The 26010-nt window shown below is 36.0% G+C and carries 13 protein-coding genes; 9 read left to right on the forward strand and 4 right to left on the reverse strand.

The features are described 5' to 3' along the window. Nucleotides 1-63 precede the first annotated feature (63 nt). The 5 genes from Q7C23_RS08775 (at nt 64) to Q7C23_RS08795 (ending at nt 15023) form a co-directional block, all read left to right on the forward strand. Complete coding sequence (locus Q7C23_RS08775; protein ID WP_375032158.1) at nt 64-2994, forward strand: triple tyrosine motif-containing protein; 2931 nt, start codon at nt 64-66, stop codon at nt 2992-2994. 451 nt (nt 2995-3445) lie between these two features. Next, nucleotides 3446-7399, forward strand: coding sequence for a family 16 glycosylhydrolase (locus Q7C23_RS08780; protein WP_375032159.1), 3954 nt, complete (start codon nt 3446-3448; stop codon nt 7397-7399). A gap of 118 nt (nt 7400-7517) precedes the next feature. Continuing rightward, nucleotides 7518-10190, forward strand: coding sequence for a beta-1,3-glucanase family protein (locus tag Q7C23_RS08785; RefSeq protein ID WP_375032160.1), 2673 nt, complete (start codon nt 7518-7520; stop codon nt 10188-10190). 145 nt (nt 10191-10335) lie between these two features. After that, on the forward strand, nt 10336-11964 hold the full coding sequence (locus Q7C23_RS08790) for a glycosyl hydrolase family 18 protein (protein WP_375032161.1): 1629 nt from the start codon (nt 10336-10338) through the stop codon (nt 11962-11964). A 176-nt stretch (nt 11965-12140) separates the two neighbouring features. Beyond that, nucleotides 12141-15023, forward strand: coding sequence for an RICIN domain-containing protein (locus tag Q7C23_RS08795; protein WP_375032162.1), 2883 nt, complete (start codon nt 12141-12143; stop codon nt 15021-15023). Between the two features lie 82 nt (nt 15024-15105). Here the strand turns inward: Q7C23_RS08795 and Q7C23_RS08800 are convergent, their stop codons facing one another. The 3 genes from Q7C23_RS08800 to Q7C23_RS08810 form a co-directional block, all read right to left on the reverse strand. Then, entirely contained in the window at nt 15106-16164 is a 1059-nt protein-coding gene (locus tag Q7C23_RS08800) for an SDR family oxidoreductase (RefSeq protein ID WP_375032163.1), read from the reverse strand. An 88-nt stretch (nt 16165-16252) separates the two neighbouring features. Continuing rightward, nucleotides 16253-16843 carry a Crp/Fnr family transcriptional regulator gene (locus Q7C23_RS08805; RefSeq protein WP_375032164.1) on the reverse strand — a complete coding sequence of 197 codons (591 nt, stop codon included), beginning with the start codon at nt 16841-16843 and terminating at the stop codon, nt 16253-16255. 89 nt (nt 16844-16932) lie between these two features. Continuing rightward, nucleotides 16933-17307 (reverse strand): YdeI family protein, encoded by a 375-nt coding sequence (locus tag Q7C23_RS08810; protein ID WP_375032165.1) that lies wholly within the window; start codon nt 17305-17307, stop codon nt 16933-16935. Nucleotides 17308-17635: 328 nt separating this feature from the next. Here Q7C23_RS08810 and Q7C23_RS08815 point away from each other — a divergent pair, with 328 nt between their 5' ends. Beyond that, nucleotides 17636-19579, forward strand: a complete 1944-nt coding sequence (locus Q7C23_RS08815) for a metallophosphoesterase (RefSeq protein ID WP_375032166.1) — start codon at nt 17636-17638, stop codon at nt 19577-19579. A gap of 210 nt (nt 19580-19789) precedes the next feature. Here Q7C23_RS08815 and Q7C23_RS08820 read toward each other — a convergent pair whose 3' ends face one another. Continuing rightward, complete coding sequence (locus Q7C23_RS08820) at nt 19790-20851, reverse strand: phosphatidylinositol-specific phospholipase C1-like protein (RefSeq protein ID WP_375032167.1); 1062 nt, start codon at nt 20849-20851, stop codon at nt 19790-19792. Between the two features lie 264 nt (nt 20852-21115). On the opposite strand from Q7C23_RS08820, the gene Q7C23_RS08825 reads away from it, so the two are divergent. The 3 genes from Q7C23_RS08825 to Q7C23_RS08835 all read left to right on the forward strand — a co-directional run bounded on the left by Q7C23_RS08825 (nt 21116) and on the right by Q7C23_RS08835 (nt 26006). After that, a complete protein-coding gene (locus tag Q7C23_RS08825) occupies nt 21116-21640 on the forward strand; it encodes an RNA polymerase sigma-70 factor (RefSeq protein ID WP_375032168.1) in 525 nt (174 codons plus the stop codon). An 83-nt stretch (nt 21641-21723) separates the two neighbouring features. Further along, nucleotides 21724-22647: a FecR family protein gene (locus Q7C23_RS08830; RefSeq protein ID WP_375032169.1), complete on the forward strand. Its 924-nt coding sequence runs from the start codon at nt 21724-21726 to the stop codon at nt 22645-22647. Nucleotides 22648-22721: 74 nt separating this feature from the next. Next, nucleotides 22722-26006 (forward strand): SusC/RagA family TonB-linked outer membrane protein, encoded by a 3285-nt coding sequence (locus tag Q7C23_RS08835; protein WP_375032170.1) that lies wholly within the window; start codon nt 22722-22724, stop codon nt 26004-26006. Nucleotides 26007-26010: the final 4 nt, after the last annotated feature.

Raw genomic sequence — 26010 nt, forward strand, 5'->3', positions numbered from 1 at the left:
AAGAGCTGATTTTTGAATTGTGGTTCTAAAACACCACAAAGCTAACCTACAGAAAGAAACAAAATGACAAAATTTATAATTAGAATTTTAGTTCTATCAATATCTCTTTTGCCTCCAATTGTTAATGCTCAAATTAAGAAAATTGGAGTTCCTTTTATCACGAATTACAATCCGAAAACTTATAAAGCTGCTTCAGAAAACTGTGATCTTATACAGGATTCTAAGGGTATGATGTTTTTTGCCAATCATTTTGGTATTATGCAGTTTGATGGGGTCAGATGGAGTATAGTTACTCAGCCAGCCAACAGAAGCATGGTTCGCTCTCTTGCCATTGATAAAAAAGACAAAATCTATGTGGGTGCCCAAGGTGATTTTGGTTACGCCGTACAGTTGCCCAACGGACAATATATATACACCTCACTGGTTAAATTACTTCCAGCATCAGACAGAAATTTTGGTGACGTTTTGCATACGGTTATTCGCAACAATGAAGTCATTTTTTTCTCTAATGAAAGAATATTTATTTATAAGAATAACAAAATCAAAGCAATACGATCAGAAGCTAAATTTGATGAATTTTTTGAAACCAAGACTGCAATTTATGTTTCAGATAATGCTAAAGGTTTACTGAAATTAGAAAATGATGTTTTGGTCGCAATTCATAATAGTACACAATTTATCGGAATGAAGATTAGGAAGATTTTTGACACAAAAGAAACTTTGGTAATTTTGACACAAAAGAATGGCCTTTTTGAGTACAAAAACAGCGAATTAAAACCTTTTGTTACTAAAGCCGATGCATTATTAAAGCAAAATCAAATCTCAACAGCGATTCTTCTCTCTGATGGCTATTTTGGAATCGGAACACGTCAATCGGGGTTGATAGTCCTGGATAGTGAAGGAAATTTGATCCAGCATGTTAATAAACAAATGGGGTTGCAGAATGAATATGTTACCAATCTCAAAGTAGATGTCGCAGGTAATTTATGGATAACATTAAAAGAAGGAATTTCACTGATACAGATTTCGTCTCCTTTATCCAAAATATTGGATGCTTCAAATTCTGAAACTAAAATATACTGCAGTAAAATCTATCAGAACAAACTCTATATTGCTACAGATAATGGCGTTTTTTGGCTGGATTGGGAAGAGTATAAAAAGGACCAGCATAAAAATGTGCATTTTCAACGTATTTCCGGAATGTCTGAAAATGTATGGAGTATAGATGTTTTTGGAAATTCACTTTTAGCTTTTGAAAAAAACGGAATCTTTGAGATAAAGGGCAATTCGGCTCAATTAGTAGCTAGAACCGATGGAGCCTGGAAAGGAATTATTGTTCCGAATCATCCTGATTTATTATTAGTTGGAGGTTATACTGGATTGTATTTGTTGAAAAAAACAAATAACGCCTGGGTTTTTCAGCATAAAATAAAAGGATTTGAAGAAAGCAGCAGGGTAATTGAAACTGATGAAGCTGAAAATATCTGGATTGCACACGGTTATAAAGGAATTTATAAATTAAAATTTAATAAAACTTTTGATGCCGTTTCAAATGTTCAGTTTTATAATCAGGAAGCTGGTTTTCCATCAAGTTTGTTTCTGAATACTTTCAAAATAAACAATCAAATACTTTTTGGAACTACAAAAGGAGTTTATAAACAAGATGCTACTTCCAAAAAAATGATTCCAGATCCTGTTTTCAGGAAATACCTCGGATTACAAAATCACATTCGTTTGCTTAAAGTTGATAATCAAAATAATATCTGGTACGTTTCGGGGGAAAATACCGGAAAAATGAGTCAAAAAGCAGGAGGGGATTTTGATATAGAGGAGTTGCCATTCAAGAAATTAAGATATCTATATGTTCCGGGTTTCGAGAACATTCAAACAACTATGAGGGGTGATGTTTTTTTTGGAACTCAGGAAGGTTTGATTCATTACAACACTATAAAAAATAAAAATTACCAGTTTAAATATAAAGCGGTTATTTCTGAAGTTAAGTGTATTTTTCCCAAAGACAGTCTCTTATTTTCAAGTCGATATGATGTACTTCCCACTACTATAAAATCAGAAGACAAAGTGTTTTGCCCGGATCTGGCGTATTCCAATAACGCTTTACATTTTTCATTTGCAGCACTTTGTTATGACGAAGCCGATGCAACAAAATACGAATATTGGCTGGAAGGTTTTGAACCTAAATGGTCAGAATGGAGCATTCAGACTGAAAAAGAATATACCAATTTGCCAGAAAACGAATATGTTTTTCATGTAAGAGCAAAAAATATCTACGACGTTGTAAGTGAAGAAGCCGTTTTTAAATTTGAAGTTTTGCCGCCCTGGTACAGGACTATCTGGGCTTATATTCTGTATTTAGTACTTTTTGGTGTTCTAATTTATGCCATTATCAAGTACCAAAAAAATCTGGCCGAACAGGAGCGGGAACAACTAATTGTGAATCAGGAAAAAGAACTTCTACGAAATCGTGCTCAATTAAATGAGCACAAATTAGCATTAGAACAGGAAAATATGGCCATTATGAAGGAAAACCTCGAAGCTACTATTAATCTGAAAAATGCTAAAGTGGCTTCGAATACGGTGAATCTTATTCACTTAAATAAAATTTTGCTTTCGATCAAAGAACTCATTGCTCAGATTGATAAGAAAAATGATTCGAATACCAATTTCAGTTTGTTGACCAAAATAAACCGGCTAATTGATCACGAATTACAAGGGGATCAGCATTGGAATGAGTTTGAAGAGATCTTTAATCAGCTTCATGATAATTTCATGCAAAGATTAAAAACAAGTTTTCCTGAATTGACTCCCCGCGATATGCGATTGTGTGCTTATTTGCGAATGAATTTCAATACCAAAGAGATTGCGCCGCTTTTAGGAATCTCCGTAAGAGGCGTTGAAGACACCCGTTACCGCATTCGTAAGAAATTGCAACTTCCATCAGATGCGAACATTACTGAGTTTATTCTTAATTTTTAAGTGTGCTATATTTTTTCAGGCAGATTTTAAAAAGATTTAAACAAATATGTGCAGAGATTTATACCCGTTTTATCTGCTCAATTTAGTAAATCTGTGTGAGGTTATTTTATAAATCCATTATCCTTATAAACACTAGCTAATATTTTCTCCTGCAGATCTCGCAGATTTTTAACTTTAAATATTCTTACAAATAAACCCGTACCGGATACTTTAAAATTACGACTTAAGTTAATTTTTTACTATCAGTAAATTCTTAGGTAGTTTTGCGTTTTTTGAAAGCTCTTTAGTACATTTTTTTATAAACACCGTAGTCAAACCGTAGCCCAAAATTGACATCATGGGTTGTTTATTTATTAATATTGTCATCTTATTAATACAATATTGATCTGTTTTTTAAAAAACAGAAGATTTATTGTAATAATAATCTTTACTAACAAAAAACTAAAAAAAAATGAAACAAAAAGACTCTTTTTTCGGCCGACCACCGGGAAGCAATTATTATTTTTTAAAAAGGTGTATCATTCTGTTACTATTTTTTCTTACACCTTTTCTAAAACTTCAGGCGCAATGCAACACCTTAATTTGGTCTGATGAATTCAATGGAACGACCGTGGATTTGACAAAATGGCAAAGTATTTCCGGAAATGGTTGTCCTTCGCTTTGCGGATTTGGAAATGGTGAAGCACAACGTTATGATCCAAATCAGGCAACAATTGTAAAAGAAGGAACGAATAGTTACCTAAATATTCAGGCAAAATATGAACCAAATGCTGCATTCCCGCAACAACCCTATTCATCTGCAAAACTAACTACGGAAGGAAAATATGCCATTAAATATGGCAGAATTGAAGCCCGTATTAAATTGTCTTCAGGAATGGGAGCGTGGCCTGCCTTCTGGATGTTACCCGCAGGTACATCAAATTGGCCTTTTACGGGTGAAATTGATATTATGGAAGCAAAGCACAGAAACCCAAAATCGATAGACGGAACGATTCATTATGACGGAGGTGGTTATCATTTTACAGGAAGAAGTTACAGTTCGCCAACTGATTTGTCGACTGAATTTCATGTTTATGCCGTAGAATGGGGTCCAAATATCATTAAATGGTTTATTGACGGTAATTTATTTCACACTGCAACACCAAATACTACTGTAAATGGCGGATGGCCTTTTAACGATCAGCAGTTTTATATTATTTTAAATCTGGCTGTTGGTAGTTTAGGAACACCTTATACAAGTGTAAATGGTGCAGGAGTAGAGCCAATTCCGGCAGATTTTCCAGCAAAGTTACAAGTTGATTACGTTCGCGTTTACAGTGGAAGTTTTACATATGGAGTTTTGGGTGATGCAAAAGTGTATCATAATGAAACTGGTAAAACTTATTCTATAAATGCAATTGCAGGAGCTACTTACAACTGGACAGTTCCTTCGGGAGCGACAATTACTTCAGGACAAGGTACCAACACGATTACTGTAAACTGGGGAACAACAGGAGGAGATGTTGCCGTAGCTACAACAGTTTCGGGTTGTGCTGCCAATACGTATAAACTGGCCGTAACAACAGAAGCTCCTTTACCAGTGGAGAGAATCTATGAAGATTTTCAATCGAACCGAAATATCGTATACGGAAACAAAACCGGAATTTTGACAGAAACTGTTGCGAATCCATCTGCTACCGGACTTAATACTTCTGCTTCAGTTGGTAAATACGTTCGTAATTCCTCTGAATTATATGATGTTCTGAATATCAAAAACGTAACAATCAGCAATGCAAATGATTACGTGTACGGCAGGAAAAAGCTTTCTTTTGATATTTATACTTCGGCACCGGTTGGAACAAAGATTTCGATGCAACTGGAAAATAGTCTGGTAACAACGGCAACCAATTTTCCGTCAGGAAGACACAGCGGTTACAAAGCCACGACAACGGTGCAAAACAAATGGGAAACGATCGAATTTGAATTCGAAAAAGTAATTGATCCCAATACAAGTGCCTTGACAATCAATAATGTGGCCTTTCTTTTTGAATCGAATTCGAATTCAGGTGCAACCTATTATTTCGATAATTTGCTCACAAAAGCAGCACCAGAAAAACCAATTATCGCTGCCGATGTTTTGCAAAACTATGATGGCATCAATAAAATCATAAAAGGAACTACAACCGGAACGTATTCTATAGTAGCAAATCCGGGAGCAAATTCAGTTAACTCTTCTGCAAATGTGGCGAAGTATGTTCGAAATGTAACCGAACAATACGATGTGTTGTTTTTCAACACACAAAGTACAATTGAAGATGCTGGTTTACTAAAAAATCAGACCAATAAAATCATGATTGATGTGTATACTTCAGCACCTATCGGAACTGTAGTAAGTCTGAATTTAGAAAATAGTGCAATTTCGCTTCCGGCAAATTTTCCAACAGGGAGAAATAGTAACTACGTCGCGATTACCACCAAACAAAATCAATGGGAAACGCTGACTTTCTATTATAATTCAAGTCCGGATCCAGGAACTTCAAATCTGGCGATCAACCAAATGGTGATATTGGCCAACTCAGGTTCTTACACCAGTGATACCTATTATTTTGATAATATCAGAATTGGCTCAACGAAACTTCCGGATACTTTTACGCCAGGAGTCGTTTATGAAGATTATCAAACCGTTCACAATATAACGTTTAGAGATGCTATTGGAACTTATACGCCAAACACGGCAAACCCGAATGCAAGCGGAATTAATACTTCTTCAAACGTTGGTAAATATGTTAGAAAAGCAACGGAATTGTATGATAATTTTTCATTCAATACCACTCTAACCAACATTGGGGATTTTAAAGCAGGGACTAAAAAGTTTGCGATGGATGTGTACACTTCTGCACCTGTTGGATCAATAATTTCCTGGCAGGCAGAAAGTAACGCTTCGATTCCGTCAAATTATCCTGCCGGAAGACATAGTATTTATCAAGGTGTTGTAAAACAAAGTAATGCCTGGCACACGGTTACTTTTACCTATGCGAGTTCGCCAGATGCATCGACATTAGACAGCGAAGTAAATCGTTTTGTTTTCTTGTTAGAGCCAGGAACGAGTTCAGGAAATACCTATTATTTTGATAATCTTAGAGCTTTAAATTTAGTTTCTACAGAAAATCCTCCAGCAACTTTACCAGCACCGTGGATTAGTACCGATTTAGGTGCTGTTACACCGGCAGGAGAAGCAACTCTCACCAGTGGAACTTTTACCATTAAAGGTTCAGGAAATGATATTTGGGAAAGCAGCGATCAATTTCAATTTGTAAACCAACCGATTACAGGTGACGCTGAAATTATTGCTAAAGTAAATTCACTAACAAATACCAATACATACGCCAAAGCCGGAGTAATGTTCCGCGAAACATTGACGCCAACTTCTAAACATGCGATGACTGATGTAAGTGCAGCGGCAGGTGTTGAATTTCTATCAAGAGATGCTGTTTCAGGGATCACAGCTGCTACGGTAGCGACAGGAACGGCTCCAAAATGGATTCGTATCGTAAGATCAGGAAACATATTCACCTCTTATACTTCAGATAATGGAACGACATGGACGCAACTTGGTAACCCAAGAACGATTGCCATGACAAGTACTATTTATGTTGGTATGGCTGTAACATCCCATGCAAATGGAACTTTGACAACAGGAGTTTTTAGCGATGTTATCGTTCGAAATATCACTGCTCCAACTAATACCAATTTAGCTCTGGCAAAAACAACTATCGCTTCTACAGAAGAAAATGCTACTTATTCTTCGGCGAAAGCCACAGACGGAGATGCAGGAACACGCTGGGCGAGCAGTTTTGCCAATACAAGCGAATGGATTTATGTTGATTTGGGAAGCAATTACAACATCAATCGCGTGGTTCTAAAATGGGAGGCAGCTTTTGCAACCCAATATAAAGTACAGCTTTCTTCTGATAATGTTTTCACAGAAAATGAAACAATAAACACACAAACTGCCAGCGATGGAGGAACAGATGATCTTGCAGTTAGCGGAACAGGAAGATACCTTCGAATTTTATGTAACACAAAAGCTTTGACTCCATACGGATATTCTTTGTTTGAAATAGAAGCTTACGGATCTGCTTCAGCTGCAAAAAAAGCTGCGGTTATTATTGAAGAAACTGCAAAAGAAAATACTGACTTTGTGATGTATCCTAATCCGGCGACTAATTATGTTCAGCTTTCAGTACCTGATCAATTAGACAATAAAATAGTAACAATTTATGACAATTCAGGGACCTTATTAATCGAGAGAAAAGTAGAGTCTAATGATGCTCAAATTGATATTACCAGACTTAAAAGAGGAATTTATATTCTGAATTTTAAATCAGATCAAAAAAACTGGTCTAAAAAACTGATCAAGCAATAATTAAAACAGGCTGGGTGTAATGATCCTAAATAGTTACACCCGGCTTTTTACGCATAAATATTTTCTCATTATTACTAATTAATTAAAAACCAATTTATTAACTAAAAATGAATAAAGAATGAGAAATTTTAAATTATTAAAAACCTTTATTGCCGTAATGCTGTTTGCATTACTATCCAATTTTATGTATGGGCAGGGACCTATACCGTTTAGCATCAGTAATACCTCTACATTTAACGACAACGAATTGTATGTCGCCATTGTGGGAATTGATTACACTACCGGAAATCACGTTTGGGTGAACGCCAAAACGAGTCAGGTTTTGCCCATGAATCCGTCTTATAATACGGTTACAGGACCAACGATTGGAGGGAATACCGGTCCGGGACAAAATTCAAAATATGCCAATTGTTTTACCAAGTTGAGCGAGATTCCCAATAAGACTTTCACTTTGCCACAAATTGCAGGTTGTAGAGTTTTTATTGCCAAAGGACAACAGTTGTATTTTTACTTTTTTGGAGCAAGTGGTGCGCCTTCAGGTTATACTTCTCCGAATCCATTAAATGCAACCGATCCCAATCAGGGAATTTTGTATGAAATTATTGAATTGACTAATAATCAATATGGTTTCTTCGGAAATCCTTCAAGAGTGGATTCGTATAAATACCCAATGGGATTGGAGTTGTTTGGAGCAAACGGTTATCAGAAAAGAGTAGGGGAATTAAAAAAACACGCTGATATTGTCGCGTCTTTCAAAGCCAATGTACCATCAGAATTTCAGGGTTGTGTAAATGATGCGACGGGAGAAATTACAGCGCCATCAAAAACACCCGCTTTTGCAGATGGAACCGGAGGAACTTCTGTAGGAGCTCAGGCTAATTATCTAAAATCTTATATTGATGCCATTTGGAATAAATATAAAAATGAAGATTTAATATTCTTTGCCGGTGATGCCGGAGTTTTTAAAGGAAGAGTAATTGGTGAACAACTTGAAATGGTGGGTCAATCGGGAGGTTTTACAGGCCGTACAGGCCGTGTTCAAAACCGACCTTCAACTCAGGAAGCGCTTGAAGGAAAAGGGGTTCTGGCCAGAAGATTGGTCGACGGAGATTTAGATCTTGTTATTCAGGCACAATTAACAGCAGCCATTAACAGACATGTTGTAAATACGACCACTGCCAATCCGGGACAACAAAACTGGTATGATGCATCAAAATTCTATCAGGTAAATCCAACGAATCATTATTCTAAATTTTGGCATTTGCCAGGAATAAGTGTTGATAATCTGGCATACGGATTTGCTTATGATGATGTGGCAGATCAATCGCCATCGCTTCATTCTCCACAGCCTACAAAAGTTATTGCAAGTTTTGGAGGATATGCAGGAACGGTTCCTTCGGTACCGGCTACTACTGATGTCATTACAGTTTATAAAGATTGTAATTATACCGGATTTTCTGGTGGATTAACTATTGGAGATTATAATCTGGCGCGTTTGAATATTTTGGGCGTTTTAAATGATGATATTTCGTCGCTTAAAGTGGCAAAAGGTTTCCAGGCGATTTTATATCAGGATGATAATTTTACCGGAACTTCAACTGTAATTAATTCTGATAATTCTTGTCTGAATACAACCTGGAATGACAAAGTAACTTCTATCAGAATTCTTGCAAACGGAACAACTACTTTAGGAAATCAAACTTTCTTTTTACAAAACAGAAACAGTAATCTGAATATGGATGTTTGGAACGCAAGTACGGCAAATGCTGCTAATGTGGCGCAGGGAACTGTAAACGGAGCCAACAACCAGAAATTTACATTTACGCATTTGGGTGAGGGTATGTATAAAATTATTGCCAACCACAGCGGACAATCTTTAGACGTAAATAACTTTAATAAAGATAATGGTGCCAATGTAGAACAATATCCATACAATGCTACTCCAAATCAGCAATTTATATTGGTTGCTACAGGCGATGGATTCTATAAAATTGTAGCCAGACACAGTGGTAAATTGATAGAAGTCGCAGGCGCAAGTACTGCAAATGGTGCCAATGTTCAGCAATGGCAGGATAACGGTCAGACTTGTGCACAATGGAAATTAGTTCCCGCTACAACTTCGCAAACATCTGTTTTAATTCAGGCCGAAGATTATTCTGCCATGAGTGGCACTCAGGTTGAAGCAACAACAGATACGGGTGGTGGATCGAATGTAGGTTATACTGAAACTGGAGATTGGCTGGCTTATAATAGTATAAATTTTCCAACAACAGGTTCATATTTAATCGAATACAGAGTGGCGAGTGGCGTAACTGGAGGTAGATTATCTTCAGATTTAAACGGTGGTACTATTGTATTAGGGAATGTTGATATCCCAAATACGGGAGGATGGCAAAACTGGCAAACAGTTTCTCAAACGGTAAACGTGAATGCAGGAACCTACAATTTTGGGATCTACATTCAGAATACCGGAATGAACATCAACTGGATAAAAATTACAAAAGTGGGTGCTGGTTTAGCTGCTAAAACGGCTTTAGCTCCAGTTGAAGAAAATGTTTGGGTTGAAACAGTTTTAAATGTTTATCCAAGTCCGGTTGAAAGTACACTTTTTGTGACAACAGATATTTCCACAGAAAATATAAAAATAGTAGACTCACAAACCGGGGCAACTGTTTCAGCTCAAAAAACCGGTAATAATGGCGTTGATGTTTCTCGTTTAAGAAAAGGAATCTATTTGATTGTTTTTGAAAAAGAAGGCAAACAGACGATCAGACGCTTTATTAAAAAATAATTTTAGATGACAGATTTTAGATTGATTTTGAAATAAGTTGTAAAGTAAACTAATTGGAGTTGGGCTGTGCCAAATTCCAATCTAAAATCTAAAATCTGTCATCTAAAATCTAAATTCTCCCTTTAATCTATTAAAACAAATTACTATGAAAAACAATTACAAAACAATGCAGCTAAAATGGATGATCATTTTGGCGTTGGGCGTTTTTAATTTAGCAATGGCCCAGAAAAAAGTTATCGCTTACATTCCGAATTGGATAGATTTGAATGCTTTTTCAAGCAGTATTCAGTACAGTAAATTGACGCATATTAATATTGCGTTTGAAAACCCGGATGCCAATGGATATCTGACTTTCAATTCAGGAAGTAATACTATTATTAATGCAGCACACGGCCAAAACATTAAGGTTTTTGTTTCGCTTGGAGGAGGTTCCGTTTCAGAAGGCGGCGCTATTCGCGACAATTATTTTAATCTCATTACACCGGCAAACAGAACTGCTTTTATTCAAAAAATCTACGATTATGTGGTAGCACACAATTTTGACGGAGTCGATGTCGATTTAGAAGGTCCTGCAATTAATGGCGATTACGGAGGTTTTGTAATTGCTTTGGCGAATAAATTGCATGCTAATGGCAAATTGATTTCAGCAGCGCTTTCAGAAGGATATGGTGGTGCAAATGTACCTGCATCTACTTTTGCGGCTTATGACTGGATTAATATCATGGCTTATGATGCAACAGGTCCTTGGGCTCCGGGGAGCCCAGGACAACATTCTCCATACAGTATGGCCGTAAATCAGTTTAATTACTGGACAGGAAGAGGATTACCGGCAAGCAAAGCCATTATTGGACTCCCGTTTTACGGATATGGTTTTGGCGCTTCAGCCAATCAGGGAATTTCTTATGCCAATATTGTAGCACAATATCCTGGAGCTGAAAATGTAGACCAAGTTGGAAATACTATTTATTATAACGGAATTCCAACCATCAAAGCAAAAACAACTTTCGCGATTCAAAATGCAGGTGGTGTTATGATTTGGGAATTATCTCAGGATGCAGTAGGTTCTAAATCATTATTAACAGCCGTAAATCAGGTTATTGTAGGAAGTCAGCCACCAACGGGAGGAACTTTAATTCAGGCAGAAAATTACTCTACAATGAGTGGCATTCAAACTGAAGGTACTACAGATACTGGCGGAGGTTTAAATGTGGGTTACGCAGATACAGGTGATTGGATGGCGTATTACAACATCAATTTTCCAACTTCGGGGAATTATGTAATTGAATACAGAGTAGCCAGTGCTGTAGCCGGAGCCAGATTATCATCTGATTTAAATGCAGGAACTATTCAGCTTGGTGCTGTAAATGTACCAAATACAGGAGGATGGCAAAACTGGCAGACTGTAACTCAAACCGTAAATGTAAACGCCGGAACCTATAATTTCGGAATCTATATTCAGAGTTCAGGAGTGAATTTAAACTGGTTCCGAATCACAAAATCGGCTTCTGGTTTGGCAGCTAAAACGGCCTCAGTTTCTGAAGAAAAAATCGAAGGGCTGACTATTTATCCAAATCCAACAGAAAGCACTATTTTCTTTACGGCTGAAGTTTCAGGAGCGAATGTGAGTGTTATAAATTCTCAGGGTGGCGATACGGTTTCGGTTCAAAAAATCAATAACAACAGTCTTGATGTTTCGGGTTTAAAATCAGGTATCTATCTAATTTTAGTTGAAAAAGACGGAATCAAAACAGTGAGACGTTTTATTAAAAAATAACCTCTTTTATTAACCAGACCTCATAACTATCGGGATAAAAGAGTAAAAAGATTTTTATCTCACGCAGATTCTGCAGATTTGAGCAGATTTAAATTTGGTAATTGATCTGTGTATCTGCTTAAATCTTTTTAAAATCTGTATGAAAAATAAAAAGTAACCCCAAATCTACCTTACATATGAAAACCAATAACAAATTTCGGTTTAGCTTAGTGCTGTTTCTGGCTTTTAGCAGTTTTGCAATTGCCCAGACTTCTTTAGGCACTAGTAAAACCTTCATGAATAAATTAAAGGATGAGTTAATAAATACCACTGCAAAAAGTACTGAGAAAACAATTTTGCTGGAGGTCGAAAATTCAAAAAACTTTAAAGGGAAAATAAATTATAAAGAATCAAATGAATCAAGTGAATTCCTGATTGGAGAAATCAAGGATGTTCCCGAATCTTCTTTTTTCGTCAAAGTGATGGATAAAAAGTTGGAAGGTCATATTATTTTAAAGAAAACCAAAGAAGCCTACAAATATTATTCAGACGCTCAGGGAAATGCTTATGTTTCTAAAGTGGATATCAATAAGATTGTTTGTATCAATTTTAAAGATAAACCTGAAAGCATTAAAAAAGCAACCAATAAAACAACCCTTGCTGCCGCAATTGCACCGGCTTTATTGAATTTACAAAGTTTACCGGGTGCAGCAGGCTGTGTGATGTTAGATTTTGACGGTTATAACATGCCAGCAGGAAATCTTTGGAATAACGGAAATGCAATCAACGCAGCACCTTCTGGAATGAGTGATGCCGATGTTCAGCAACATTGGGAAGTAGTTGCAGAAGATTATAGACCTTTTAATTTAAACGTTACGACAAGTGAAGCTGTTTTTAATTCTTATCCAAGAAACAGAAGAATACGTGTGGTGGTAACTCCAACCAATACGGCAGCTCCGGGAGCAGGAGGTGTTGCTTATATCGGTTCTTTCAATTGGGATAATGATGTGCCTTGTTGGGTATTTATTACTTCGGGTAAATCGGGTGGAGATGCCTCAGCGCATGAAGTCGGACATACTTTTGATCTTGGTCATGATGGCCGTACCAATCCGACAGAAGATTATTTTGTGGGGATAAACAATACTTCGTGGGCGCCTATTATGGGAGCAGGTTATTACCGGCCTGTTGTGCAATGGAGCAAAGGAGAATACGACTATGCCAATAACAAACAAGATGACGTTGCTACTATAGCAAGTGCTAAATTTGGCGTTGGATACAGAGGTGATGATTACGGAAATACCACAGCTGCTGCAGCCAATTTAGATTATAATGCCAGTGGAGCTATTAATCAGAAAAACGGAATTATTTCAAGTGAAGCTGATTATGATTTCTTTACGTTTACTACAGCAGGCGGAAATGTTTCAATCAATACCAATACGGTTTCAAGAGACGGAAATCTGCATCTTTTGCTTCGATTGTATAATTCTGCTGGAGCCGAAATGGGAACGTATTGGAATTCTGATCCGTTTGCTTTGAATGCTTCTATGAATGTAAATTTACCGGCCGGAAAGTACTTTATCGGTGTTGACGGCAACGGCGCCGGAAGTGCGGGTTACGGAGGATATTCTGCTTATGGTTCTATCGGAAGTTATTCAATTACAGGAACGATTCCACCGGGAGGAAACATAGCAGCTTCAACTGATGTGATTACAGCTTACAAAGATTGTAATTACGCTGGTTTTTCTGGCGGATTAACTATCGGAGATTATAATCTTTCTAGTTTAAATGCTTTAGGAATTTTGAATGATGATATTTCGTCACTTAGAGTTACGCAGGGTTTTCAGGCGATTTTATATCAAGATGACAATTTTACGGGAGCCTCGACGGTAATTAATTCTGATAATTCGTGTTTGAATACAACATGGAATGACAAAGTAAGTTCGATTCGAATTCTTGCCAATGGTATTACAACTTTAGGAAATCAGACTTTCTATTTGCAAAACAGAAACAGTGGTCTCAATATGGATGTATGGAACGCCAGTTTAGTTAACGGAGCCAATGTGGCACAGGGAAGTGTTAATACAGGAAACAATCAAAAATATACTTTCACCCATTTAGGTGATGGTATGTATAAAATTATTGCCAATCATAGTGGGCAATCATTAGATGTAAATGGTTTTAATAAAGCTAATGGCGCCAATGTAGAGCAATACCCATATAACGGAACCACAAATCAACAGTTTATTCTGGTTGCAACAGGTGATGGATTTTACAAGATTATTGCGAGACATAGCGGTAAATTGGTTGAAGTGGCAGGCGCGAGCACGGCAAACGGAGCCAATGTACAGCAATGGCAGGATAATGGACAGACTTGTGGGCAATGGAAATTAATTTCGACAACTGCGGCACAAACTTCTACTTTAATTCAGGCCGAAGATTATGCTTCGATGAGTGGTATTCAGGTTGAAGCCACAACAGATACAGGCGGAGGATCCAACATTGGCTATACTGAAACCGGTGATTGGATTGCGTACAATAGCATCAATTTTCCAACCACAGGTTCTTATTTAATTGAATACAGAGTGGCAAGTGCCGTAACGGGTGGAAGGATATCATCAGATTTAAATGGCGGAACGATTGTTTTGGGTAATGTTGATGTACCCAATACAGGCGGCTGGCAAAACTGGCAGACGGTTTCGCAAACCGTAAATGTAAATGCCGGAACTTACAATTTTGGAATTTATATTCAAAATACGGGTATGAACATCAACTGGATTAAAATTACCAGAATTGGTGCTGCTGCTATAACTCGCGAAACTTCATCTGTTATTGAAGAAAAGCCAATTGATGTTGCCTTTAATATATATCCAAATCCGGTTTCAGAAGTGTTATTCTTTACAAAAGATGTTTCGGGAGGAAATTTGAGTGTAGTTGATTCTCAAACAGGAAACATCGTTTTATCCCAAAAAATAAACGACAACAGTTTGAATGTTTCGCATTTGAGACAAGGAATTTATTTAGTTGTTTTTGAAAAGGATGGAAAGAAAACAATTAAGCGTTTTATTAAAAAAGAATACTAACCCATTCGCCATAATGGTTTAGATACATTAATTTTAAGGTTTTAATGTAATTGGAAGGCTGTCATTTCTGACAGCCTTTTTATTAAGGGATAATCTTCTCATCACGCAATTGATCAAATAGTTTAAAGAACATTTCTTCGGTATCTATAAACTCATAAAAACCAAAACGCCTGGCTTTGCTGCCATCAGCAAAGAAATCATAATCCCATGAGAAAACAAAATCTCCAAATCCCCAGCTGGATAATGTTTCATAACTGTGTTTCTTTAAATCATATTTTTCCTGAATATTTTCCCATAAAACTTTTTTATCGGACATAACCATTTGCAGCTGCATTTGAAGAGGAGGAGCAAGAGGAATATTAAAATAAGCCGCAATTTTCGGCCATAGTTCGTTCCATCTAAATAAATCCCCGTTTGAAATATTAAAAGCCTGATTGGCACATTGCACATTTGTAGCAGCCCAAACAGTAGCTTTGGCTAATAATCCGGCATCCGTCATTTCCATCAGTTTATCGTAGGCACCTGGTTTTCCCGGAAAACGAAGCGGAAGATTTAATTCTTTCGAAATTGAAGCATAAACCGCAATAACAAGTGCTAAATTCATTGGATTTCCAACCGCCGTGCCGCCAACAACAGACGGACGTATAGCGCTCCAATTCCATTTTTTTCCTTGCTGTTTTTTCTCTAAAAAGGCCTGTTGGTCAATATTAAATTCCGGAGGCATATGACCGGCATCACTTTCTTTTGCGGGAGTTTTAAAGGATCCCAGATGAGCGCCATAAACTTTATAGCCCTGCATTAAACTTATGTGTTGTAAATTTTCAGACAAAGGCTCAATTGTGTTAACCACATTCTCAAGCATCGTCAGATTAGGCTGAACAAGCTCGGCCCAGGAGGGACGATCCTGATAAGCAGCATAAAAAATATGAGTAATGTTATTCAGGTGCGATAATTGTTTTTGAGCATCTTCAGCATCCAATAAGTCAACTGAGATATATTGAATATTGGGCGCATTCTCGCCGCCTTTTCGGGATAAGCCAATAACATTCCAATTTTCTAATGCTAAAAGATAATCGATAAGATTTGTTCCAATCACTCCATTTGCACCAACTACAAGTGCCGTATTATTATTCGTTGCCATTTTCTTTGTATTTAAAATTATAATACAAAGTTGGGACAGTTTTTATCCATTAAAAATGAAGCAGATTAAGAAAAAAGCTTGAAGTAGTTCAACTTTTCTTCTTCAATTTATTGTTGCGTATTTTCGAAAGAAATTCCGTGGTCATGCCCAAATAGGAAGCGAGTGTATATTGAGGCACACGCTGAACAATTGATGGATATTTTTCTATAAAGTTATCATAGCGTTCCTCAGCACTAGAAGTAAGATTTGTAATAATTCTGCGCTGAAAAAATGCAGCGGTTCTCTCAGCGGTAATACGAAAGAAAGTTTCGAATTTTGGATTGGCGTTTTTTAGTTTGGTCTCGGTCTCAAAATCTAATTGTAGGAGAACAGCATCTTCCAGGGCTACAACAAACATAGTAGCCGGTTGCTGATAAATATAACTGTTGTAATCTGAAATCCACCAGTCTTCGATAGCAAACGAAATAGTGTGTTCTTGTCCCTGACCGTTTACAACATACGCTCGTAAAGCACCTTTTACAATATAAGTTCGATGCCTGGCAACAAAATCAGGCTGGATGATAAATTGTCGTTTTTTGATTTTTTTAATTTTAAACTCAGAAACAAACTGATGGATTTCTTCTTCAGAGAGTTCTATCCTATTCTGTATGTGATTTATCAACGGCTGATATTCCTGCATTTGAGTTTAATTTTAATTCTTTCTTTAGTATGATCTTTGTCAAATTTAAGAACTTGTTCTGTATTTGAATACTTATAAAACGACGTTTTTTATGCTGATTCCCATTTACCGTTTTCTTTTGCAAGATCAATCATAAGCTGGCCATGTTCGGTCATTAAATCTTGTTCAATCATTTTTGCTGCGCGGTCTTTATTGGGTTGGCTCCATTTGCTCTTCTTCGGATTTCGGGGCGTAAAAGTCAGATAGAAACTTTCAAAATCTCGTTTTTTACACAAGCTGTCAATCCAGCCAAAACACAAAGCTTCTTCAGTTGCATCATTCAAGTTAATGCTTTCGACTTTACTTTTTTTATGGTATAAAATCAACCAGACTGATTTCTCTGTTTGAGAGTTTTGCTGAAGCCAATCCCGCCATTCTTTTCTGGTTTGGGCGTAAATGGCTAGTTTTCCGTCTTTTGTTTCCATGATACAACCTAATTGAAATTGAATATAAATTTAATGAAAAAAAATAACCATAAAGGGCACAAAGATTTTTTACCTTAGTTTATGGTCAGAAAACACAAAGTTCACAAAGCTTTGTCAATTCCAGCTTTGTGAATTTTGTGTTTTTTATAAAACCTTTGCCATAAAATCTTTGTGCCTTTGTGGTTGATAACCTTGCGGTTAAATAAACTCTTCATCAAAAATTATCATTCGATAACAATAGGATAAAGGTGTTTCAGGTTTTTAGCCATAAAATTGCACATTCTTTTATGATTGCGCCATTTCATAAATCTTTTTAAAATTTAACCTAATGAATTTAAAAATTACATTCACTCATAAAGCCTGTTTTATATTTGTAGTCTATATTTTTTTCAACACTACTATTTCAGCCCAAAACCCAAAGAATCTCAACGGTACTCAAATCGCTTTTTTATCAGATGTGCATTTACAGGATTTATTCGGGGCCTTTTCAGATAATGACTATAAAGGTATTCTGAATCCAAAAACCGGACAATATACTTTGATACGAACAATGGCTTCGCAATTGCATTCGACCCGAATTTTCAATGAAAATTATTTTGCTTTCATCGCTGCTTTGGAGGATATCGCAAAGCGAAAAATTAAATACGTCGCACTTCCTGGAGATTATACAGATGATGGCCAGCCCATTCACGTTCGGGGTTTAGAAAAAATCTTAGCACAATACAGCAAAAAGTACGACATCGAATTTTTTATCACGACAGGAAATCACGATCCTGTTGGACCTTTTTCACAAGATTCCGGTAAAGAAGATTTTCTTGGAAAAGACGGAAAAAATCAGCCCATTTATAGCAAAGACGGCCTTTATAAGCCCAATTTAAGTACCCAACAGCCTGTAATTGTAACAGCCGATATTGCGAAAATGGGTTATTTAGGAATCACAGACGGATTAAAAGATTTTGGCTTTTATCCGAATAAAAAATACAAATTCTGGGCCACTCCATTTTCAACTTACAACAGCCAGAATTATAGTTTTGAAAAAGCTTCTGAGGCCGCTTTACTATCCAACAGAGTGTATAATGTGACACCAGGTTACGAAGTTCCGGATGTGAGTTATGTTGTTGAGCCAATTGACGGACTTTGGTTAATGGCCATTGATGGAAACGTTTATATTCCAAAGAAAAATGATGGAGATCCGAAAGATTCAAAAAGTTATTCTGAGGCGAGTACGGGTTATAATAATGTACTTTCAAATAAAAAGCATCTTATAAAATGGGTTCAGGATATTTCGGCGGAAGCCAAAAAACAAGGCAAAATTTTAATCGCTTTCAGTCATTTCCCAATGATTGATTTTAATGATGACGCCTCCGCGGAAATAAAAGAACTGCTCGGACCCAATAAATGGCAATTAAACAGAGTTCCGGTTGAAGAAGTGGCAAAAACTTTTGCTGATGCAGGACTCAAAATTCATTTTGGAGGACATATGCACATCAATGACACTGGAATCCGTACGACGGAAAAAGGCAATACTTTGGTCAACATTCAAACGCCTTCTTTGGCTGCCTATATCCCGGCTTATAAACTATTGACCATTAAAAGAGATAATGTAGTTGATATTCAAACCATCACAATTGACGATGTTCCGAGATACGATGAACTTTTTGACTTGTACAAAATGGAATATCAGTTTTTGCAAAGTCAGCAAACAAAAGACATTTGGAATATCGATATCCTGAAAACCAAAAACTACCATGATTTTACCGATTTTCATTTGAAAGAATTGGTTCGTTTGCGTTTTTTATCAGACGATTGGCCTTCTAATTTTAAAGATTTTTTTTTGAAACTTTCTGCTCCCGATTTATTGGTTTTAGCCAGTGTTCAATCTGACAAAGATTTTGATGAAGTTTTGCAAAACAAGGAAAGATTCCAAAAAGAGTGGGAGGAAGCAAAAGTAAAATCGGCTCAATATTTAAAAGAAAACAAACTCAAAAAAGAAGATTTTAACTGGACGGGTTACGATTTACTGGTTGATTTTTATCGCTTCAGAAGTGCCGATGAATTGGCTCTGGCCGATGTTGGAACTGAAAGAGCAAAACAATATAAAATCTTGTCTCAGTTGTTTTTTGAAAATCATGCAGGCGACACTTCAAAAGAAAAACCTTTGCAAAACCAAATGCGATTGTTTCTGATCATCTTCAATAAATTTATGCATGAAGTCCCGGCAGATCATTTTAGTGTTGATTTGAAAACAGGGGAGATTAAGAGTTTAAAATAGTTTTTTTGTTTCAGGTTTCAATTTGAAATATGATTTAACAGCAAAGTTGGCAAAGATTTACGCAAGGTTCGCAAAGCTATTATTGACAAAACTTTGCGAACTTTGTTTTTTCTAAGGGTAACCTAAGGCAAAAAACTGTGCGAACTTTGCGATTAAATTTTTCCTCATTTCAATACCTTCAAACCTGAAGCTAAAAAAACTTGAAACTAATTATTTAACCCCGTTAATCGGATCAACTCTCACATAAGTTCCATCATCATATTTTATCTGATAAGGAGAATTGAAAAATGTACTTGGCAAATAATAATCGGTTGTAATAATTTGAGCGCCTGATTTTTTAGCCGCTTCGAAGTGCGAATAATCATTTTTGCGGGCTTCTTTGGTATCAGAATCAGCTCTGGTTCTGATGATGTAGCCTTTCTTCACTAAATCAGCGATTTGTGGATCTTCAGAATTGTTTCTGAATAAAGTGGCTGCTTCCGGTTTTCCGGGTTCAGCGTTGATGAACACTGCGCGCCCTTTTAAGGAAGGATGATTCAACGCATACAAATCTCTTTTGGCTGCGTTATTATCCAAAATAAACAAGAATTTACCTTTTGCTTTTTTCAATGTTGGCCAATTGTTGTTTAGAACGGCTTCTTCCAGAGTTTTGTATTTACCACGAACCATGTCTGGCGTGATTAGTTTATTTCCTAAACCTTTGCGAAGTTCTTTGTCTAAAGCATCAAATAATTCAGGTGTAAATTTTTCCGCTTTTGTGCCTAAATGACTATCGTCATCTTTTGGTTCCAAAGTAATAAAAACAGGAACGTGATCAGGATTGGCATCAGACCATTTTTTTAATTCTGCCAGGCAATTTTGAAGTGTGTAACAGGAAGTTCTAAAATCAATATCGATCATATGAAAAACTTTAAAACCCGGCTTTTTCATTTCTCCATTCGGATCATAAGCTTCTTGAGATTTTGCTAGGTCTAAACCTTTTGGGTGTGTAAATTTTCCGCCTTTAGTGTCAGCCTGAACATCAATTTCAAGATTTCTTAAACCTTTATTTAATTGATCTGTAAGTGGAATATGAGTGTATTGCAAACCTTTTAAAGAACGACTTGTGTCTTTGGCCTGTATAAAATTGTATAAATCAGTTTCAATCGCATGACGGTAACTGTTGTGAGAACCGATAACCTGAATTTGATTAACTTTTAAAGTGTCATTTTGTGCCTGAACGCTGCTTGATATTGCGCCGGCAAGAAATAAGGCGCACAGAATTTGTTTCATGATGTAAGGGTGTAAAAAGTGTTACTAGATTAGGGGACGCATCAAAAGAAAACACTTTTTAGAGAGCACTAAATTAAAAACAGCAGTTGAGTTTTATGTTAGATTAAGAAAAAGAAATTGCAAACGGAATGTCATTTTTAGCTTAAAATAGTAGTATTTATACAGCAAAAGAATTCATTATTTAATTTAAAATTAACCTTCAGGCAAAAAACTTTGGTATAACATTTTATTATTTTACAACTCCAAATACTACCAAAGTCGACTATGAAGAATCCTGAAATTTTTGAACAAACGTATACCGATTACTGGAAAAAGCTCAATGCGTTTTCGTATACGATGACTCAGGATAAAGACTTGGCGCAGAACATTGTTCAGGATGTTTTTATTGATTTATGGGAAAGAAAAGACGATTTAAACATTAATGCTATCGAACCTTATTTATTTCGCGCCGTAAAAAATCAGGTTTTCAAACATTATCAAAATAATCGCTTTGACAAGACCATTCTGGAAGATCAATTTGAAGATTATGTTATTGATAATTTCGCTTCAATAGACCCTGAATTAATGGATTCACTTTATACTTTATTAGATAAACTTCCGGAAAAACGAAAAGAAGTTTTATTGATGTACAAATTTCAGGATATGTCAATTGATCAGATTGCCGATGAACTTGGAATTTCAAAACAAACGGTTAAAAATCAAATTTCTTCTGCCTTAAAACAACTTCGTGAAGGCTTAAAAGACCTTGCCTGGCTAGCTCCATACATCATTTTGCATCAAAAGTTTTAAGATAACTTTCCGTTGATGTTTTCATAATATTTCCCGATAGTACGATTTCGTGATTCTGGTACTTACTTGTAATAATAGCAAGTATGATAAAAAGAATCAAACATAGTTTAGAACATTTAATCGATAAGAGTTCGAGAAATAAAACTTCAATAGCAGAAGAAAATCTATTAAACGATTTTGCTTTTGACCAATATCAAAATTCAAAATGGAATGAAACTGCAATGGGAAATGCAGATGAAGTTTCGCAACATATATACAAAGGAATTCAACTTCGAATAGGAAAGAAGAAAAGCTTCAATCCTTATTTAAAATACATGGCCGCTGCCAGTATTCTTTTTCTTGTTGGTTTGGGATTTTTTTTCAAACCAGGTTTTTCAGTTGAAAAGCAACTAACATTTAAAACTTTAGATACCCCCAAATCTATCCAATTAAATGACGGCTCGAAAATTTATCTGGCAGCAAATTCTATATTTCAATATCCTGAAAAATTTCAGGGGGACGAAAGAAAAGTTTCGCTATTAAAAGGAAATGCGTTTTTTGAAGTGGCCAAAGACAAAACGCATCCTTTTATCATTACTTCAGGCGAAATTAAAACAAGAGTAGTGGGAACTTCATTCCACATTCAGTTATCAAAATCAAAATGTGAAGTAATTGTCGTAACCGGAAAAGTAAATGTTACCTCAAAAGGACAAAGCGTTGATTTGGTTCCGAATGAAGAAGCCTTGTTTGAGTCTCAAAAATTAACCAAACAACTGGCAGACAAATCCTATTTAGTGAATTGGTACAACACCGATGTCACACTAGATCAAACTACTCTTAAACAAGTTATCACGATTTTACAATATAAATACGGAGTTTCATTTCAATATGATAATGCACACGTATTAGCAACGCCGTTAACGGTATTCATAAAGAAGGACGCATCATTAGAGAATGTTTTAGAACAAATAAATTACATCACAAACCTAAAATTTAAAGTTTATGGCGAAATAGTAAAAGTGGATTGAAAACAAAAAAAGCAGTTGCTGAGAACAACTGCGATTAATAATTAAGTATCGATAAAAAACCAATAACTTAAATCATGTATTTTAAACTTTCCTATTTAAATCTAAAGAGAATTGTCTTTTTAGTAATGGCGTTACTGGCCATTCAAAATGGTTACAGTACAACTAATTTCCCTGAAAAATCAAATGTAAAAAATAAAATAGAAAAAGCGACACTTGTTTCTATTTTTTCAAAATTAAGCCAGCAAACCGATTATAAATTTAGCTATGGGCAGGCTATTATTGCTGATAATACAGTATATACAGTAAATTTTAACAACGAATCTGTTGCATTGATTTTGAATGACCTTTCTAAAAAAGCCAATTTCAATTATAATATTAATGGAAAATTAGTTTTAATTCAGAAAACAGAAGCTCCAAAAACTACAACACGTAAAGCGGTTGACAGAATCAAAGTAAAAGGAAAAATTGTTGATGAAAATAAAGTACCAATTCCTGGTGCAACAATCAAAGAAACAAGTTCATCTAACGCAACGACAACAAACTTTGACGGTGAATTTGAAATCACGGTTGGAGAAGGAAAAACAATCGAAATCTCTTATTTAGGTTATAAAACAAAAACGATGGCTGTTCAAAGTGGTTTTATGACGATTCAATTGGAACCCAATACAGCTGAATTGGCAGAGGTTTTAGTTGTAGGTTACGGTAAGCAATCTAAAAAAGATGTTACGGGAGCTGTTACACAATTAGAAGCGGCTAATTTTAAACAAGGTCCCACTATTTCTCCGGATCAATTATTACAAGGAAAAGTGGCTGGTGTTCGCGTTGTAAGTACAAGTGGTGAGCCGGGAGCAGGCGTAAATGTTACGATTCGTGGAGTGGGTTCTATCAGAAGCGGAAGTACACCTTTGTTTGTGGTTGATGGAGTGCCATTGTCTAATGATGATGTAAGTCCTGGTGCAAGTAATGTTGGTTTTGGAAGCTCACAGGCTAAAAATCCGTTAAACTTTTTGAATAATAGTGATATCGAATCGATTACGGTTTTAAAAGATGCTTCGGCTTCAGCCATTTATGGAGCGAGAGGATCTAATGGAGTTGTTTTGGTAACCACTAAAAAAGGAGCTAAAGGAGAAGGAACTTTAACTTTTGATTCTTATACCGGAATTGCGACTGTTGCTAATAAATTAGATGTTTTAAATGCTGATCAATACAGAAAAGCGATTAAAGATCCGGCTTTTGACCACGGAGGAAATACAGACTGGCAGGATGTAATTTACAGAACGGCAATTACAACAAATAATTCATTGGCTTTCTCTAAGCAAACAGAAACAGGAAATTATTACGCTTCTGCTGCACAAATGAATCAGGAAGGTATCATCAGAAATAGTAATTTCAAACGTATATCGGGAAGAATTAACGCGGCTGAATCCTTTTTGGATAACAAACGTTTAAAAGTAAAATTGAATCTTACTGCTAGTGAAACCAAAGATGACGGAGTACCAACAAGTGATGACGGAGGTTCTAACGGACAATTGATAGTGCATACTTTAATGGCAAATCCAACAAGATCTGTTTTTGATGCTGACGGAAAGTACACCAACTTCAACATGAATGCGCATTATAATCCTGCTTATTTATTAAGTATCTATGATGACGAAACACGTACATTAAGAGTTTTGGCCAATTTAGAAGCGTCATTACGAATTGTGGACGGATTGGAATATAAATTGAATATTGGTTTTGATCGCTCTGCAGCGGAAAGAAGCACGACAATTTTTCCAAACTTAACAGACTTGAATCCAAAAGGAAAATATGTTCAGAATAATTTAGATTCAAAAAACTCTTTGATCGAGCATTATTTGACTTACAATTTACAGTTAGACAAACACAAATTTGAGGCTTTAGGTGGATTCTCTTATCAAAAATTTGAAAGATCGGGGACAGGTTTCAGTATCGACGGAATCACGGCTCAAGGAGTTGGTGTGCCGCCATCTATTAATCCTGGTTTTGCAGGGACACAATCCGGAGTTTCAGGTTATGCACAGGAAAATGAGTTGCAGTCTTATTTTGGAAGGGTAAATTATACTTTCAATGAAAAATATCTTCTAACAGCTTCGATGAGAGCAGACGGTTCAACTCGTTTTGGAGATAATAACAAATACGGCTACTTTCCTTCAGCTGCTTTGGGTTGGAATATCTCTAGAGAAAAATTCTTAGAAAATGCTTCAGCTGTCAGCAACTTGAAGTTAAGATTAAGCTGGGGACAAACTGGAAATCAGGAAGTAGAGAATAAAATTACGCAGGCAAGTTATTCTCTTGCAGGTGCAGATGGATATTATTTATATGATGATCTGAATTTGGTAAACGGAGTTTCTGTAAACAGAACGCCAAATCCTGATTTAAAATGGGAAGTGGTTACGCAATACAATGCTGGTTTAGATTTTAGTTTTTGGAATGATAAACTATACGGAACTTTAGATTATTTCAACAAAACCACAACCGATGCTATTTTGAATGTTCCTTCTCAGGCCTTGAGTCCAACAACTACAATCTGGACCAATATTGATGGAAAAATTATTAATAAAGGTTTTGAATTTATGTTAGGTTCAAAAATAATTGATAATAAAGATTTCTCCTGGAATATCGATATGAACGGAGCAACTTTAAAAAATGTAATTGAAGATTTGCCAGTTTCAGAAATTTTGAGTGGAACTATTTCAGGACCGGGACAATCTGGAGTGAATGCTAATATCTACAAAAGTGGTTACGCAGCAGGATCTTTCTATTTGTTAGAGCATACAGGTTTTGACGCAAACGGAGCAAATGTTTTTAAAGATCAAAATGGAGATGGTAAAATTGATAACAGCGACAGGGTAATTATTGAAGGAGCTTTACCTACTTTTTACTACGGATTTAATAGTGATATGAGATACAAAAACTTTACGTTCTCTTTCTCAATCATTGGTCAAACCGGAGGATATTTATTGAATAACACAGGATTAAATGCCTTAAACATAAACAACTTAGCATCTGACAGAAACGTTGCTACGGGTTATTATGAGTCGGGTGCAAATGCTACAAATTCACCAATTTTATCTACACTTTTCTTAGAAAAATCAGACTTTATCAGATTAAATACAGCTCGTGTTGGATACAATTTCGATTTAAAAGGAATGAACTGGATCAACGGATTGACACTTTATGTTACAGGACAAAACTTAATTACGATTACAAACTATTCTGGTTATGATCCTTTAATCAACAGTCCGAAATCAAACGGTGGAAACCAATCTATCGGTATTGATTATGCTAGTTATCCAACTTCCAGAACATTCAGTTTTGGAGCAACTTTAAAATTATAATTAC

Origin of the sequence: Flavobacterium sp. LAR06, assembly GCF_041946075.1 — a bacterium.
Classification (GTDB): domain Bacteria; phylum Bacteroidota; class Bacteroidia; order Flavobacteriales; family Flavobacteriaceae; genus Flavobacterium.